This window comes from Pseudomonas sp. M47T1 (assembly GCF_000263855.1).
Lineage (GTDB): Bacteria > Pseudomonadota > Gammaproteobacteria > Pseudomonadales > Pseudomonadaceae > Aquipseudomonas.
In genome coordinates this window covers 25,410-39,500 of the sequence record NZ_AJWX01000032.1, presented here as the reverse complement: position 1 = coordinate 39,500, position 14,091 = coordinate 25,410, and the positions used below count along the sequence as shown (strand labels likewise).

The 14,091-nt window shown below is 59.4% G+C and carries 18 protein-coding genes and 2 pseudogenes; 2 read left to right on the top strand and 18 right to left on the bottom strand.

The annotated features are described in order from the left end of the window. Positions 1 to 271 precede the first annotated feature (271 nt). The 4 genes and pseudogenes from PMM47T1_RS30730 to tnpA form a co-directional block, all read right to left on the bottom strand. Positions 272 to 754 carry an IS66 family transposase gene (locus tag PMM47T1_RS30730; RefSeq protein ID WP_337999163.1) on the bottom strand — a complete coding sequence of 161 codons (483 nt, stop codon included), beginning with the start codon at positions 752 to 754 and terminating at the stop codon, positions 272 to 274. Between the two features lie 2 nt (positions 755 to 756). Then, positions 757 to 1,512 (bottom strand): annotated as a pseudogene (gene tnpC / locus PMM47T1_RS30725) (IS66 family transposase); the annotation flags it as partial. A 146-nt stretch (positions 1,513 to 1,658) separates the two neighbouring features. Next, on the bottom strand, positions 1,659 to 1,994 hold the full coding sequence (gene tnpB / locus PMM47T1_RS30480) for an IS66 family insertion sequence element accessory protein TnpB (protein ID WP_008374302.1): 336 nt from the start codon (positions 1,992 to 1,994) through the stop codon (positions 1,659 to 1,661). Continuing rightward, entirely contained in the window at positions 1,991 to 2,314 is a 324-nt protein-coding gene (gene tnpA / locus PMM47T1_RS25050) for an IS66-like element accessory protein TnpA (protein WP_008374299.1), read from the bottom strand. Before tnpA ends, tnpB begins: the two co-directional genes overlap by 4 nt. An 80-nt stretch (positions 2,315 to 2,394) precedes the next feature. On the opposite strand from tnpA, the pseudogene arsH reads away from it, so the two are divergent. After that, positions 2,395 to 3,143 (top strand): annotated as a pseudogene (gene arsH, locus PMM47T1_RS25045) (arsenical resistance protein ArsH). A 19-nt stretch (positions 3,144 to 3,162) separates the two neighbouring features. Continuing rightward, complete coding sequence (locus tag PMM47T1_RS25040) at positions 3,163 to 3,714, top strand: arsinothricin resistance N-acetyltransferase ArsN1 family B (protein WP_008374297.1); 552 nt, start codon at positions 3,163 to 3,165, stop codon at positions 3,712 to 3,714. Between the two features lie 57 nt (positions 3,715 to 3,771). On the opposite strand, the gene PMM47T1_RS30720 is transcribed toward PMM47T1_RS25040, so the two are convergent. The 14 genes from PMM47T1_RS30720 to PMM47T1_RS24975 form a co-directional block, all read right to left on the bottom strand. After that, the gene (locus PMM47T1_RS30720; protein WP_337999162.1) at positions 3,772 to 4,005 is read right to left on the bottom strand and encodes an antitoxin Xre/MbcA/ParS toxin-binding domain-containing protein; all 234 of its coding nucleotides are present in this window, start codon (positions 4,003 to 4,005) and stop codon (positions 3,772 to 3,774) included. Positions 4,006 to 4,166: 161 nt separating this feature from the next. After that, positions 4,167 to 4,895: a TIGR03747 family integrating conjugative element membrane protein gene (locus PMM47T1_RS25035; protein WP_043301515.1), complete on the bottom strand. Its 729-nt coding sequence runs from the start codon at positions 4,893 to 4,895 to the stop codon at positions 4,167 to 4,169. A gap of 36 nt (positions 4,896 to 4,931) precedes the next feature. Continuing rightward, on the bottom strand, positions 4,932 to 7,055 hold the full coding sequence (gene traD / locus PMM47T1_RS25030; RefSeq protein WP_043301508.1) for a type IV conjugative transfer system coupling protein TraD: 2,124 nt from the start codon (positions 7,053 to 7,055) through the stop codon (positions 4,932 to 4,934). A 10-nt stretch (positions 7,056 to 7,065) separates the two neighbouring features. Next, on the bottom strand, positions 7,066 to 7,539 hold the full coding sequence (locus PMM47T1_RS25025) for an integrating conjugative element protein (RefSeq protein ID WP_008374290.1): 474 nt from the start codon (positions 7,537 to 7,539) through the stop codon (positions 7,066 to 7,068). Further along, on the bottom strand, positions 7,536 to 8,090 hold the full coding sequence (locus tag PMM47T1_RS25020; protein ID WP_008374288.1) for a transglycosylase SLT domain-containing protein: 555 nt from the start codon (positions 8,088 to 8,090) through the stop codon (positions 7,536 to 7,538). The genes PMM47T1_RS25025 and PMM47T1_RS25020 overlap by 4 nt, the downstream gene beginning before the upstream one ends. After that, on the bottom strand, positions 8,072 to 8,785 hold the full coding sequence (locus PMM47T1_RS25015; protein ID WP_008374286.1) for a TIGR03759 family integrating conjugative element protein: 714 nt from the start codon (positions 8,783 to 8,785) through the stop codon (positions 8,072 to 8,074). Before PMM47T1_RS25015 ends, PMM47T1_RS25020 begins: the two co-directional genes overlap by 19 nt. A 9-nt stretch (positions 8,786 to 8,794) precedes the next feature. After that, positions 8,795 to 9,469: a hypothetical protein gene (locus PMM47T1_RS25010; RefSeq protein WP_008374283.1), complete on the bottom strand. Its 675-nt coding sequence runs from the start codon at positions 9,467 to 9,469 to the stop codon at positions 8,795 to 8,797. After that, on the bottom strand, positions 9,466 to 9,987 hold the full coding sequence (gene pilL2, locus PMM47T1_RS25005; RefSeq protein WP_043301513.1) for a PFGI-1 class ICE element type IV pilus protein PilL2: 522 nt from the start codon (positions 9,985 to 9,987) through the stop codon (positions 9,466 to 9,468). Before pilL2 ends, PMM47T1_RS25010 begins: the two co-directional genes overlap by 4 nt. 174 nt (positions 9,988 to 10,161) lie before the next feature. Then, entirely contained in the window at positions 10,162 to 10,818 is a 657-nt protein-coding gene (locus PMM47T1_RS25000; RefSeq protein WP_238536659.1) for a DUF5983 family protein, read from the bottom strand. A gap of 133 nt (positions 10,819 to 10,951) precedes the next feature. Next, entirely contained in the window at positions 10,952 to 11,509 is a 558-nt protein-coding gene (locus PMM47T1_RS24995; protein WP_008374276.1) for a hypothetical protein, read from the bottom strand. 74 nt (positions 11,510 to 11,583) lie between these two features. Beyond that, positions 11,584 to 12,150, bottom strand: a complete 567-nt coding sequence (locus PMM47T1_RS24990; protein ID WP_008374274.1) for a hypothetical protein — start codon at positions 12,148 to 12,150, stop codon at positions 11,584 to 11,586. Positions 12,151 to 12,246: 96 nt separating this feature from the next. Further along, positions 12,247 to 12,735 (bottom strand): RadC family protein, encoded by a 489-nt coding sequence (gene radC / locus PMM47T1_RS24985; protein ID WP_008374272.1) that lies wholly within the window; start codon positions 12,733 to 12,735, stop codon positions 12,247 to 12,249. An 86-nt stretch (positions 12,736 to 12,821) separates the two neighbouring features. Then, a complete protein-coding gene (locus PMM47T1_RS24980; protein WP_008374270.1) occupies positions 12,822 to 13,079 on the bottom strand; it encodes a hypothetical protein in 258 nt (85 codons plus the stop codon). A gap of 66 nt (positions 13,080 to 13,145) precedes the next feature. Then, the gene (locus PMM47T1_RS24975; RefSeq protein ID WP_008374268.1) at positions 13,146 to 13,667 is read right to left on the bottom strand and encodes an STY4534 family ICE replication protein; all 522 of its coding nucleotides are present in this window, start codon (positions 13,665 to 13,667) and stop codon (positions 13,146 to 13,148) included. Between the last annotated feature and the right edge of the window lie 424 nt (positions 13,668 to 14,091).

Sequence of the window (14,091 nt, the reverse complement as noted above, 5' to 3'; positions counted from 1 at the left end):
GAAAAACGCTGTTCCCACCTCCGCTACCTTTTGGTTCGAGCGTATAAGCCATTTCCGCTCGTTCAACTTAACGACCTTTACGCAGGTTCACATGTGTTCACCATACCGACTATCTAGCCCTTGTCCGGCCATGGCTGCCAGAAGGGTACGCCTCTCGCGATTAGTACCCCGCACCTTGTGGTGCCTCGTCACATTGTCGAAAGCGCTCTTGATTCAGCCTTCTAGATTCACCCGGTGACACGGGTGGTTCCCTCAAAGGGGAACAACTTCTTTAAGCGACTTCGTGTCGCACCTCCGCCCAGTTATTGTCTATGGGTAAGGCCCCGTCATCCAGGTAGCGCGACAGCGCTACCCAGCGTTTCAGGCTGTAATTGAGTGCTCTGCTGATGGCTGAGCCTTCGGGCACAAGATCGCGCTGGGTCAACAGCCAGTCGTGCAGTGCTTTCGCCAATGGTGCTGCTTTTTCTTGCCGGATTCGCCAACGATCCTCGTCACTCATGTCTCGCGCTTGGCGTTCAACCTCGTACAAGCCGCCAATCGAGTGCAGCGCCTGCTCTGCCAGCTGGCTTTTATTCGCCACGTGCAGATCGAAAAACTTACGGCGGGCATGGGCCATGCAGCCGATTTCGGTCATGCCTTTCTCGAAGCCTGCTTTGTAGCCAGCAAAGTCATCGCACACCAGCTTGCCGTTCCACGTGCCGAGGAAGTTACGCGCATGCTCACCGGCCCGGCTCGGGCTGAAGTCATAAACCACAGCTTTAATTGCCGAGAACGGTGTGGTGCAGTAAGCCCATGAGCACGGTGAGTTTTCTTCTGTCCGGGCGCAAGCATTTGCACCGGCGTCTCGTCGGCATGGACGACTTGCTGTGCCAAGACAGCTTCTCGCAAGGCATCAACCAACGGTTGAAGCTGCACACCGGTCTGCCCAACCCATTGCGCCAGTGTTGAGCGCGGGATCGCTAAACCGGCGCGCCCGAAAATTTTCTCCTGCCGATACAGCGGCAAGTGGTCAGCGAACTTCGCCACCATCACGTGAGCCAGCAGGCCTGCGGTTGGGATGCCCTTGTCGATCACCTGGGCCGGTACCGGCGCCTGGATCAGTGTTTCGCACTGACGGCAGGCCCACTTTCCACGCACGTGTTGTTCGACGGTGAACACGCCTGGCGTGTAATCCAGCTTCTCGCTGACGTCCTCGCCGATGCGCTGGAGCTGGCAACCGCAGGAGCACTGAGTGCTTTCTGGCTCATGATGAATGACGGTGCGTGGAAACTGTGGCGGCAACGGCGCGCGCTTCGGCTTTTGGCGCGCCTCTGCTGGAACTGGAGCCGGAAGCAGTGCCGTCAGCTCGGCATCGATAGCCTCTAGATCGATGTTAAGCAGATCGTCGAGCAAGCTGCCTTGCTCAGGACTGATCTGCTCGCTGCGCTTGGCAAACCGGTGCCGCTTGAGGAGTGCGATCTCGTGGGTCAACTGCTCGATGATGATGTCATCGCGGTGGCTCTTTCTGCCCATGGTGTCGACATTCGACAGCAACTGCGCAGCGAGAGCGCGCATCTGGTCGGGGGTCATTTGGTCGAGGTTGGGCAAGGAAGTCATGCCGTGGATTTTACCAAAGCAGACCGCCTGCGGCAGCAGGCTCAGACGTTAATACAGCCTTTTTAAAGGATCGTTATTGCACCGCCGGCGCCAACGCGCTGCCAAGGCAGACCAAGTACCAGGGCCTGAAGTTGGTCGGCATCCAGTTCCAGCTCGCTACCTTGTCGAATGCCTGGCCAGTGGAATTTGCCTTGGTTCAACCGGCGTGCCGCCAGCCAGACACCAATCCCGTCGTGCACCAGCACTTTCATTCGGTTGGCCCGTCGATTGGCAAAGATATAAGCGCAGTGCGGCTTCGCCGCACCGAACACCGTGATAACTCTGGCCAAGGCGGTCTCGGTGCCGGCGCGCATATCCATGGGCTCGGTGGCGAGCCAGATAGCGTCGATGCGGATCATTGAGTGAGGCCACGGATAAAACGGGCGCACCCGTCGGGATCGGCCAGTGGCCACTTCACGATGAGGTTTTGATGGCCGAACGGAACGTCGATACTGACGGACATTTGCAGATCGGCCTGTGGTGGGGATGGTAGTTTTATCGGAACAAAAGCGGGCAACGTTGCCGCCTCACAATCACGATAAAGAGGTATCCATTTGCGAACCAGATTGGCGTTGATGCCGTGGCGCAGGGCTACGCTGGCCATCGACATGCCAGGTTGCAGGCATTCCTGGACGATCTGAGCTTTAAAGGGCTTGGGGTAAGAAGTTCTCTGGCGCATGGCAATCCTGATGTTAAGAGCGATGGTGTCCACTTATTTTTTAAGTGGAGAACATCGCCCTTATTGCAGGGGTCGGGTAGGTGACTTCGCCGGACGGTTACGAATTTTCCTCGGAAAGCAGTCTGGATGTACCTAATCTGGATCAGGCACTGATCGACGTCACCACACTGGGTCGCCTGCAAGGCAACGAGCAACCGACTCACAAGCCACGCATCTTGTTGCTGTATGGCTCAACCCGTGAGCGCTCTTTCAGCAGGCTACTGACCCAAGAGGCCGCGCGCATCCTGACCCTAATGGGAGCCGAGGCCATCATCTTTGAACCCTCGGTCTGCCTCTCCCTGATGACGCCCCGGAAGACCATCCAAAGGTTAAAGAGCTGCGGGATATGGTTCTGTGGTCAGAGGGACAGGTGTGGTGTTCGCCAGAACGTCACGGTGCAATGTCTGCGGTGTTCAAAGCCCAGGTCGACTGGATTCCGCTCACGATGGGCGCTGTCCGACCCAGCCAGGGCAAGACGCTGGCGGTCATGCAGGTCTGCGGTGGATCACAGTCGTTCAACACTGTGAACCAGCTGCGGATCCTCGGGCGCTGGATGCGGATGATCACCATCCCAAACCAGTCGTCACTACCCAAGGCCTTTCTGGAGTTCGACGACGCAGGGCGTATGAAGCCATCGGCCTACTACGACCGTGTGGTGGACGTGATGGAGGAATTGATGAAGTTCACGCTGATGGTTCGGGGCCGGGAAACGTATCTGGTAGACCGCTACTCGGAGCGAAAGGAAAGCGCCGAGGCGCTCTCGAAACGAGTCAATCAAAGATTGATTTGAGCCACCAAGGGGATAGAGGATGAGCAAGACGACAGTAAGGATAGCGCAGGTTTCGGACGCTCAAGCCATCCAGGCAATTTACGCACCGATGGTTGAGAGCACTACGATTTCGTTCGAGCTTGAGCCGCCTTCAGTCGAAGAGATGGCCATGCGGATTGAGTCGACTCTGCCAACTTACCCGTATTTGGTTGCGCTGCGAGACGGCCAGGTCATCGGCTATGCATATGCCAGTCAGCACCGGGCTCGTGAGGCCTATCGCTGGTCGGTCGACGTCACCGTCTATATATCGCCAGAAGCGCACCGTAGTGGCGTCGGTCGGGCACTGTATGACGTGTTACTGCCAACATTAAAAAGGCAAGGGTTTCACGCAGCCTATGCCGGGATCGCGCTGCCCAACGGTGGCAGCGTGGGGCTGCACGAAGCACCTGGCTTCGCTCACATTGGTACGTATCCAGAAGTAGGATTCAAGCAGGGCGCTTGGCATGACGTTGGGTATTGGCGAATTGCGCTGGATGTCACAAATCCGCCAAGGCCGCCCGTGCCTTTCAGTGAGATCAGTCCGCTGATCTAGCCTGAAACAGGCCTTCGTATTGGGCCCCGACCAGCAAAATTAATTTTGCCTGGCAGCTCAAAAAGCGAAACCCTCTGCGAGCCGAATTAACATCTCTTCGACCTTGGAAGCGCCTTGAGTTGTGGCGAGCATCGAAAGTGGGCTTTTACCCGAGAAGCGATCTTCGGGCTTGCAGGATGGACCCGCTAGCGCAGGCCCGAGCAGAGAGCAGCTAATAGTGTCAGGATTTTTTATGGCTGCATTTGTGATAAATGCTGCGTGAGTCTTCGATTGCTGACAAGGGAGCGTCAATGCTGAAACCTAGCACCGTAAGCGTCCTGGGAACGTGGGACTGATTTATCGACTACCGTGTTGAAACCTTTAAACTGGATTCGGCATAAGGGTCTATGGGCACATGCGGTGGAACACCTCATGTGCTGCAATCCATGACGAGCACTTGGTGAGATAGGGCTTCAGAGATACTTTTTGAATGTCGAGGCAGTGATGGCAACCATGATCCCCAGCAGAGCTGCGCAGGGCACCAGTACCCATAGTGGGTTCACGGTAATCGGTAAGGACAAATAGACTATCCAGGGCATGAACGTTAAGGGAACAAGTGATCGCTTGGCCCGGTGGTAGATGAAGCTGCTCTCACGGCCCGCGCCGAACTTTCTCAAGTCCCGGCGCATCAATCCATCGACCAGACCCGTCAGCGTCGCGAGCAAGAACAGTGGTGTCGCAAAGCTCAGCACCGCCAGGCGCACCGCAAAAGTCATCGTCGTGTAGACCGCGGCGAGAATGTAGTCCTTGGTGAGCACATATACGCCACCGACCCACGCCCAGAAGCTATCGGATTGCCCGATCTCGCTGGCGCGAGCGTCCAAACGCGCGAGCCCGGTTCCCTTGATGAGCCACTCCTCCAGAAGCGTCAAAACCTTCAGCGTCGCTGCTCCAGGTTGTTCAACAATGAGCGAGTTCTTGAAGTGGCTGCTGAGCCACGCGAGCTCGCTGTCGAGCATCGCATAACTGTGGTGCCAGCCTTGCTCCGGCCAGAACCAGATCAGCCCTATGTATTCCATGATGATCGACGCCAGCAGGGACATGAAGAGCAGTCCGATGATCTTCAGCACGCCGGCAATGAACGACATGATCAGGCCAGGACGTTGCTGCGGTGGGGCCTGCCGCGGCGGATCGGCACTCATAGCAATAGCCGCGTGCATAGGGACTTTTTCGTACAGCTATCCACGGCGGCGTCCTGGCGGGGGTTGCTCTGGGTCATAGTCCACCGTCGGACCACCGCCGCTGGCGGTCCACCACTTGTTCGCGTGGGCGTTGTAGGCCGCACGCATGCGGGTGGCCAGTTCCTGCAGGTCCTTGGGCATGGCATCGTCATCCGCCGGTTTGGGCAGGGGCATCCTCACTTTCCAGAGCTGTCCACCTTCCTGGAAGGAGAACATTTGGCCCTTGGGCAGACTGACGATGTGCGCGGGTTCGATCAGCGGCACGGCAGTGGTGCTGACGCGGTCTTGGGATGAAGACGTGAAATCGGTATGGGCATCAGGGTCAGCGGTATCGGTGGCCCCCGAGACCAGGGTGCGTGCCTGCACATTGACCTTGGGCAGTTGGTGCGTGAGCAGCTCGGCGGTCGCGGTCTCGCGCACACGAAGCATCTGCAGCGTGTTGAAGTTGCCGATGACCTGACCGGCCTTGGCGCGATTGCCGATCCTGGCTTCGATATCGCTCAAGGTCTGGGTATAGGCTGTCACCTGGATACCGGCGCCACCGCCCTTGTTGATCAGCGGAATGAACTCGTCGCCCATCAGTTCGTTGAACTCATCGGCGTGCAGATTGATCGGGAGTTTTTGCCCGGAGGCATCGGCACCGGGGAGTCCATGGTCGACGCCATGTTTGTAGATATAACCCGCGACCGACACCAGGTCGGCGAACATGGAATTACCGACTGCCGCAGCCACTTCGGCGTCGGTGAGGGCATCCAGGCCGACGTAGACGATGCCACGTTTGCGGATGATCTGCATCCAATCAAAGATCGGCCGCGGATCCGCGAGGTCGGTGTAGTTGGGGGCCAGCAACTGCGCGGTCTTGCCGCTGGTAAGCTTTTCCAGCAATGGCAGCAGGGAAGCCACGATCTTGTCGAAGTAGGTACGGTCATAGCGTACCGCCGAGCGCAGACCATCCATGACGGGATCAAAGATGCGCTTGGCGGCCAGGTATTGCTCGATCGCTACCACACGCTTTTCGCGCCCGACCATGTGCCGAGGGATGTTTTTCTCGTTGAGCCTGCCCTCGATCTGCACGATGGCTTCCCAGGCACTGGCATCATGTCGGGCAAAGAACTGCTGGGCGTACTCGATGAACAAGGCATCGATGTTCACCACGTGCCGCTGGATCTGCAGATAGTCGGGCCGGCGACCCAGCTCGACCAGCGCGCGAGCGATGATGTTGACGAAGCGCCAGGCAAATTCGCGAAACGCCGCGGAGTTGCCTTCGCCGCTCAGTTGCCCAGCGATACGGGTGGCCACTTCAGAGATGCGGCCGAAACGACCGACTGCGTTGTAGCGTGCAGAGATGTCAGGCCAGCCCAGGTGAAAGACATGGAATTCCTTTTCACGACCGGCCCTTCGCGACTCGACGTACATGCGCTTGAGCAGATCGGCATCGCCCTTGGGGTCGAACACGATCACCACTTCGGGCGCTTTTCGGTGGATATCTTGGGTGATGTACACCTCTGCCAATCGCGTCTTGCCGACCCGGGTAGTGCCCAGAACCAGAGTGTGTCCAACGCGTTCACCCAGCGGTAGGCTAACTTCGGTTTCGTTGGGTTCGACCCCATGTAGCAGCGGCGAGCCGCCCACCGGCGGCAGCGGTCTGACGGGGTTGAGGGCATTGTCCCAGGCAGTGGCGCGGCCCAGCAGGGTCAGCGGATAGGGCGCCCATTCCAGGCGCCTTTCGAGGTGCCTGGCCATGCGATGGGGCAACGATTGGTTCACGTAACGGGCGACATCTGGATCCTGAGCTTCGACCAGGCGCTGCGTGTGCAGGCGGGTCCAGCGAAAGCCTCTGCCCATGAACAGCCGTTTACGGCTCACCGGTATTTGGCGGCTGGTCAGCTCGTAGCGGGGCAGGCGCCGGATATTGCGCCGGTAGCGCAGCACCATGCGCGCCTCATTGAGCCGCTTGAGGCCGAAGGCTGTGTAGGCCATGGCCATTCCGGCGCCAATCTCCGGGGAGAGCGCGACAGCCCAAGGTGAGTGCAGGCACAGCGCAGCGGCCCCTCCGCAGACCGCCACGGTGTACAGCTCGACGGCGGGGCGTAGCAACGACTCCATCACGTGATCGGCCATGACGGGTACCTTACTGTTCCAGTGCAGTGGCGGTGATCAGTACCGGGTAATGGGAGAGCTGTAATCGCTCGGCGATGTCATCGCCACTCACCGGCATGACGGTCAGCTCGGGTACCAACGACTGGATGCGTCGCAGCGAGCCGGCGTCAGTCACGTCCACCACGAGTCCGGCGGCGCCTAGCTCTGTCAGGCGTTCGGCATTGCTGATCAGCCACTCCAGTGAGGTCACATCCTCCCCGACCAGGAAGAAAGGTTTAAGGCCCGGCATATGCAGCGTTCTCGCTTCAACATTGCCTGGGCTCATCTCGGGGCTGCGTACCGGCAGGATCCAGTGCAGTCCCGAAGGGACGGGCATGTCGGTATGGATGATCGACGGCGACACTGGGTTGAGCTTTCGGGTGTTGTCCTGGGCCGCTGCGGGTGCAGCGCACAGCGCAGCGATACCCAGCGACAGCAAAAGGAGATTGAGGTCATGTCCAATCATGGTGAGGATTCCAAGGTGGGAGAAGTCGAGGCCTGTAACTGCTGCAGCTGCTGTCGAAATTGGGCGCGGTAGCGCGCGGCGATCGCACCACCCGCTGGACGGTGGTAGCGGCCGGCAGCCTGGACCCAATCGCCGGTTAGATCGTAGTGCTCGCGCAGTAGCGTCGCGGTCACGATGAGGTTTTGCTGCGGATCCAGAGCGGCACATGGGGATGAATAGCGTGCGCCGTTATGGCCCAGGTTGGTTTGCCCCAGGCCGACATCAATACGTTTGAGGTCGTGTTGCCTCGCAGCCTTGTGTATCCCTTGGCAGGCTGCGTCACGCGTGGGATAGCGTTGCCCCTGGCCGGCAATGTTCAGTGTCCAGGGCCAGGGGATGCGCTGACCGCGAAGCAGCGTCCCGCTCTCCTGCAGCGCCACCGCGAACAGCACGGTCGCCGGGACGCCGGCGCGCTCTGCGACGAGTTGGTAAGCCGGCGGCGGGATGCTCTCGGCAAGCACCAGACGCACCGGCAGCAGCACGGCCAGCCAGGCTATTCGATGCGCTGCCATTGGCCATTGACCTGTTCGAAGCGGGCGGGGAGCGAGCCAAAGGCACCGAGGCTGAACCAGCGACCGCGGTCATGATTGAGGGTAATCTGCCAACGTTGAACATTGGCTGGGACAATCCCAGCTGCTTTGGCCCAGCGCCGCACTGAATCATCGTCGCCGTCGCTACCTACCAGATACAGATCAAACGCCGTACCTTGGTCCTGCAGGCGCTTCGCCGCGCTCAGGCAGCTGTCGCAATCGTCTTTGACGAAGAGCGCGCTGCGAGTGGCGGTTTGAGAGGCGGTACTGGCAGTGGTCGCCATGCCCTGGATTGGCATCAAATCGGGGTACAGCTTGGCCCACGCCTGCGTGTAGGCCTTCTGATAGGCAAGCTCGCGTTCGGCACGCTTGGCCTCAAGGCGAACCTGCAGCTCAGCATAGCGCTGGCGTTCCTGGTCCGTCTCGGCCTCGACGCCGAGGGTCGTCAGAGGATCGAGTTGCGGGCTCCAGTAGCGGCGCGGACCCGTTTGCAAGGATTCGAATTTGGCCCACTCCTGTTCGGTGAGCCCCCATATCTCCTGGGAGTGCTGGGCTGAAGCCCGCAATGTTGGCCGCTCAGGTGCAGTGTGGTCTGCGGTCGAGATGTCAGGGGCGGCCAGGGCCAGGTGGCAGAAACAGCCCATCGACCAGGCGGATAACGACACGAAGGTTTTCATGGCGCCTCCCTATGGAATGGGCAGGGTTTGAGCCTGGCCGGCGATCGAGAACACGGCAGTGGTCGTGTTCAGGTTGTCCAGTCGCCATCCACCAAAGCTCTCGTCAGTTTGAATCAGGCGTACCGAACGAAGCGTTCTTTCGCCCAGTGGCAGGAGCGACAGAAAGCGCTCTGGCCCGCGAAGCTCGCTGCCCATGATCGAGAAGGGGGGCGTTGGCGGTTGTGGTCGTGGTCGTGGGACGGCCGGCGACTTGCTTGAAACGCTGGCGGGCCTCACCTTCGGCTGAGGCGCCGCTTGCAGACGGATTTGAGCCAGTTGCTCCTCAATGAGCGAGAGCCGGATCTCCAAGGGCTGCAGGTCGACATTGGCAGTTGGTGCCTGCTTGGCGACCCTAAGGGATTCGATGTCGCTGGCCAGTTGCACTGTCTGCTCACCGTGCTCGGTTTGTGTCGAGGCCAGCTTGGATAACGTGCTACGCAGTTGCGCGATGGCGGTATCAGCCAAGCCTTGCTTGTCGTTCAGCTCACGCCATTGGCGTTGGTACTCGGAAACCGTCATTTCGTTTTGCGGTTTGGCCTGCAACGCTTGTAGCTGCCGATGCTGATTAACGGCCACCGCCGCCAGTCCCGACGTGCACAGGCACAGGACGCCGACAACCAGCGCCTGAAAGGAAGTCGATTTCATGGCTGGCCCTCGGCCGTTAGCGATGGGTCGTTGGTAACGACCTGTCGCTGGGTAAAACACACGGTGCGCAGCACCGGATCCGTCTGCAATTGCCAGGCCTCGCCCCCCAACACGTCCAAGGCGTCCATCAGCGAGATGGGCCCCAGCTGGTAGTGCATTGACGGCAGTGGACGACTGAACAGCGTCTGGACCCCAGGGGTAGCGGCGCACAGGGAGTACCCGGATCGTTGCAGGACGAAGTGCAAGGCATCGGCGACCGTGGCGTTGAGCGTCGGCGTGATATGGACGTCGATGATCTGAAGCAATGGATCACGTTGTTCCACGGTTGGCTGGGTACTCACCAGGCCGTAGCGCCCTTGGGCGATTTCCTGAGTCGACTTCGGCTTGAACCTGGGATCGATCGCGCTGGATACCCCAGTCGCTGCCGTTTTGGGCACAGGTGTAGCGTCAGTGCTGGCGGTGGTACACCCCGTGAGTGCGAGGGCCAACGCGAGACTGATGGGAAGATTCAGGTTCATGATGAACTCTCGGCATTTGCGAAGGCTCACCATGGCAGTCAGCATGACGCTGCACTTACCAGAAACCCGAATTCAACCTGGCCACTTTTCTGCGCTACGGGAAGCGTTAACCTCAGGTGGTTGCCTGGCCGCCACACAGATGAAAAAAGCGCCCGTACTAAGGGCGCCTTCGGTTCAATCATCCGGGTAAACAGGTAATCCAGGTACTGGTGCAGCGTCAGGATCAAGGAACAAAAACCGCACATCTGCCTCACCTGCCAGCATCAGAATCCTGATCAGCGCCTCGGGCACACCTTCACTGCGCATGCGCGCTTCGACGTCGCTACTGCTGGCATCGAACGAACGTCGAGAAGGATTTGCCGACCACGGAGTCGAGTACAGCTTGAAGCCGACAGCGGTACTGCCCGGCAGGCTGAAGCACTCGAAGTAGCTCATCGATCGCCCGCTGCTGGCCGGAAAGCAAAAAGTCCACAGGTCCGGCTGAGGCACGTGGGCACTGCTGATTTCCCAGCTGCGGCTGTAGTGGCCGGTTTCAAACGCCATCTGCAGGATCGCCGATTGCGCAGCAGCCTCGGTGGGGAAATCCCCGAGGTGCACGGCGTTGCCGAAATGGTCAGCCGTCACCTGGTAAATCGCAGCCGCAACGGTGCCTTCGGACAAGCATTGCGCTTCCAGATCAGGGTCTGGCTTTGGGTCAGTACCGACCCATACCATGTCGTCGTTGAAACGGCAGGCAAGGTGCTCGATGTGCTCGTCGCTCAGATGAATCTGTGACGGGTGCAGCGTGCGGTAGCAGGGCGGCTGCTTGTCGTCGTAGATGATCATCAGCATGCGTGCGCTGACCATGGCCAGGTAGCCGCGGGCGAAAGGGTTTTCAGGTATGGTGTTCATGCTCGGGTTCTCCACAAGGTGAGGAGGACCCAGCCCCAAGGGGGAAAGGCTCCCAAGGGATGTGAGTTGATAGTCAGATGTTCAGCAGCTTCAGCACGTGCGGTAGCCAGCGAGTGGGGATGATGCGGGCCTGGAGATTGTCTGCCTGACGCCGCAGGTTGTTTGCGGTGCTGTGGTTGTCCCAACGATCTTCGTCGATGGCATCTGCCAGCAGGCGCCTTATTTGCGCTTCGGCTAAGAGCAGTTCGTCACCGGCGCAGTAGGGCGGCAACCAGGTCAGCGTGGACTGCCTGACGAGGCCTGACAGCACGGTTTGACCGCCGCGATCCTGAACCGAGATGCGCTCCGGCCGAAAGTCCAGCACCGCACCGCTGATGAAGCCAGCGTTGCCCGAGACCAGATAATGCAGGGCCTTGAGCAGGCACTGCTCGAGCAAGCCGCACTGTGCGAGCTCGATTGTCAGCGGCATCCAGAAGGTGTGAGCAAAGCCATCATCATCGGCGAGCTCTGCCTGGCCGTGGGCGAGCACCCGGAACTGACGTTCGAAGATGTCCTGGCGCAGGGCTGTTCCAGCGAGATAGGGGTTGTGAACGAAAGCGACGCCATCGAAGTGCTGTACATGAAGCTTCATGCTGTCTCTCCAAGTTTATCGAAAAACCGGGAGAGTCCGCCCGATGGGGAGGTTACTCCCCGGTCGGGTCTGGGTCAGTGCGAGAGCGCTTGCAGCGCGTGAGGTATCCAGTGTTCGGCGATCATCCGGCCTTGCCACTCTTCGGCCTCGGTGCGCAGTTGCCGGGAGGCCTCGTGCAGACCGTCGTGGGTATGCACTTGTGCCCGATTCAACAGGTCCTGAGCGGTCAGTCTGGCGTACATCCGTTCAGTTCGAGTCACACAGGGCGACAGCCACTCGATGCTTGCTTCACGGACAACGCCCGACAGCACGGTGCGGCGCTGCAGGTCGACGATGTTGACCTGGTGGATTCTGAAATCCACCGCGCACGCCTGCTCCAATGCACGCAGCCCAAAGGTGTCGCTAAACAGGCAATCGTGAGCATTCGCCATGCCCTCGGTGATCAGGCCACAGTAGCCCAGCACCACCAGCGCTCGTTCCTGAGAGGCCAGGGAGCAAAAGCTGCTTTTGGAAAAGATCATCTCGCCGTGACCCATCACCACGAATTGACGCTCGAACACGTCTCGTCGCAGCAGGGTGTCGGGTGCGTACGGGTTTTCCACAAACTGGACACCCGCCAGATCATTGATGGACAGTTCCATGGTGATTCTCCTGTTTCGGTTGAGTGAAACCGGAGTGACCGCCTCCCCAGCGGGATAGAGATTTTCCCCGGCAGGGTGAAGCGTTTGCGAGTGAAGTCAGAGCCAACCCATCTCGGCGAGCGACACGGGTTTTCCCTCACCCACCACGAAGTGATCCAGAACGCGAACTTCCACCAAGGCCAGGGCGTTCTTGAGCTGTGCGGTAAGGTTGCGATCGGCCTGGCTGGGTTCGGCGCACCCCGAAGGATGGTTGTGGGCGAAAATGACCGCGGCGGCATTGCAGGCCAGGGCGCGAATCACGATCTCTCGCGGGTACACGCTGGCGCTGTCGATGCTGCCGAAGAACAGTTTTTCAAAACGCAGGGTCCGGTGGCGTGCATCCAAACAGACCATGGCGAAGACCTCCTGGTGATGCCCGGCCAGTTGCAGCTTCAGGTAGTCGGCCACCGCAGTCGGACTGAACAGGCATTCACCACGGGTGAAATAACGCCGATCCAGCAGGTTGAGTGCTTCGGTAATCATTTGGTCTTCAGCACCGCGGCGCGTGACATCGGTACCGTCGATCAAGGTGAGGGGAGCGTGCATGGTGTGATCCTCCAGTCGCAAAGGGGCACACCCCAAGGGCGTGATGGCCCCTGATGGGTTGGGTGAAGAGTTTTGGATTTTAGTAATCACAATCGGGTGAAACGGTGGCGGGTGCCATGAAGTGAGCAGTGACACGCATCACAAGGTGACGTGGAAAAGTCGTCGATACCTAGGCCGGTCTCTGAGTCGAAATCAGCGCTCAGGGGCATCAGTTCCTGAGCACCCGCATGGATTGCGGCCATGCGCTGCTCGAGTTCCTCATCGGTGTAATACATGGACAGCGCGCTGAAGTCGTCATAGGCGACGGCAAACAGGCAGGTTTGGCAGAGCCAGAAGGATTCCATGGGAGCCTCCTGCGGTAGAAAAAAAGGCGCTGGGGGGAGAGCGCCTGTTGCGGGTTGACGGAACGATCAGGCGGTTTGACGTGCCTGCGATTCGTCCTGATGCTGTGCGTGATCTGCATCAGCGGTGGGTTGCTCGGCATCGGTGGGTTGCTCAGCATAGGTGGCAACGGGTGTGCGGGCCGGGGCCTTGTACACCAGGGTGCCATCGACCTTGATCCACTCGATGAAGATCAAGCGGCCTTTGAGACTGGCGCCGGGTTGACCCTGACGTTCGCCTTTTTCGTAGATGAAAGCGTCGGTCCACAGATCACCGATACGAAAACCCAAGAGGACTTTGCGTTCGGCCTGGACGTCGGCCATGTGTTGGCGGATCAGCCTTTCCGCTTCACCACCGGCGACCTTGCAGTCGAAACGGGTGTATTCCACATCATCGCTGGCGCCGTGCAGGGCAGCGATATCACAGGCCATGAACGGCTGGCCGCGACGAACCGTGACTTCACGCACGCGGTTCAGATAGCCGATGCCTTGGGTGTGCAGGTTGAAGTAGCTGGTAGCTTGGGTTTGGTTTGGGGCAGTGGACTGAGTCATGGTGAATCTCCTGTTTGCAAGAAACGCGGAAACCCACCGTCCCGGCGGGAGGTGAATTCCGCAGGGGGATGACAAGTAGGCCCAGAAGGGCTGAGAAAACAATCAGCGCTCATCACCGACGAATCGATGACCGTGCGAGCTGCCGAACGCGAATCGCACTTGGGAGAACCACCATCGAAATGGCGCAGCCTTGAAGGTTCGAGCTGCCTGGGCGCTGTCATCGACAGCAAGTGCAGCCCATCTATAAAACGCGATCAATGGGACGTCAACAGCCGATCGAACAGAGGCTGTTGGCCCAGATTGGAGTGGCACACAGTGGAAACGTCGCGGGCAAAAAATAGCCCGACGGTCATCGGGCTGGGGATAAAAAGGGACCACCTTTGGCCAATCGCGACAACGTCGCTCCTCGTGACAATCACACGTT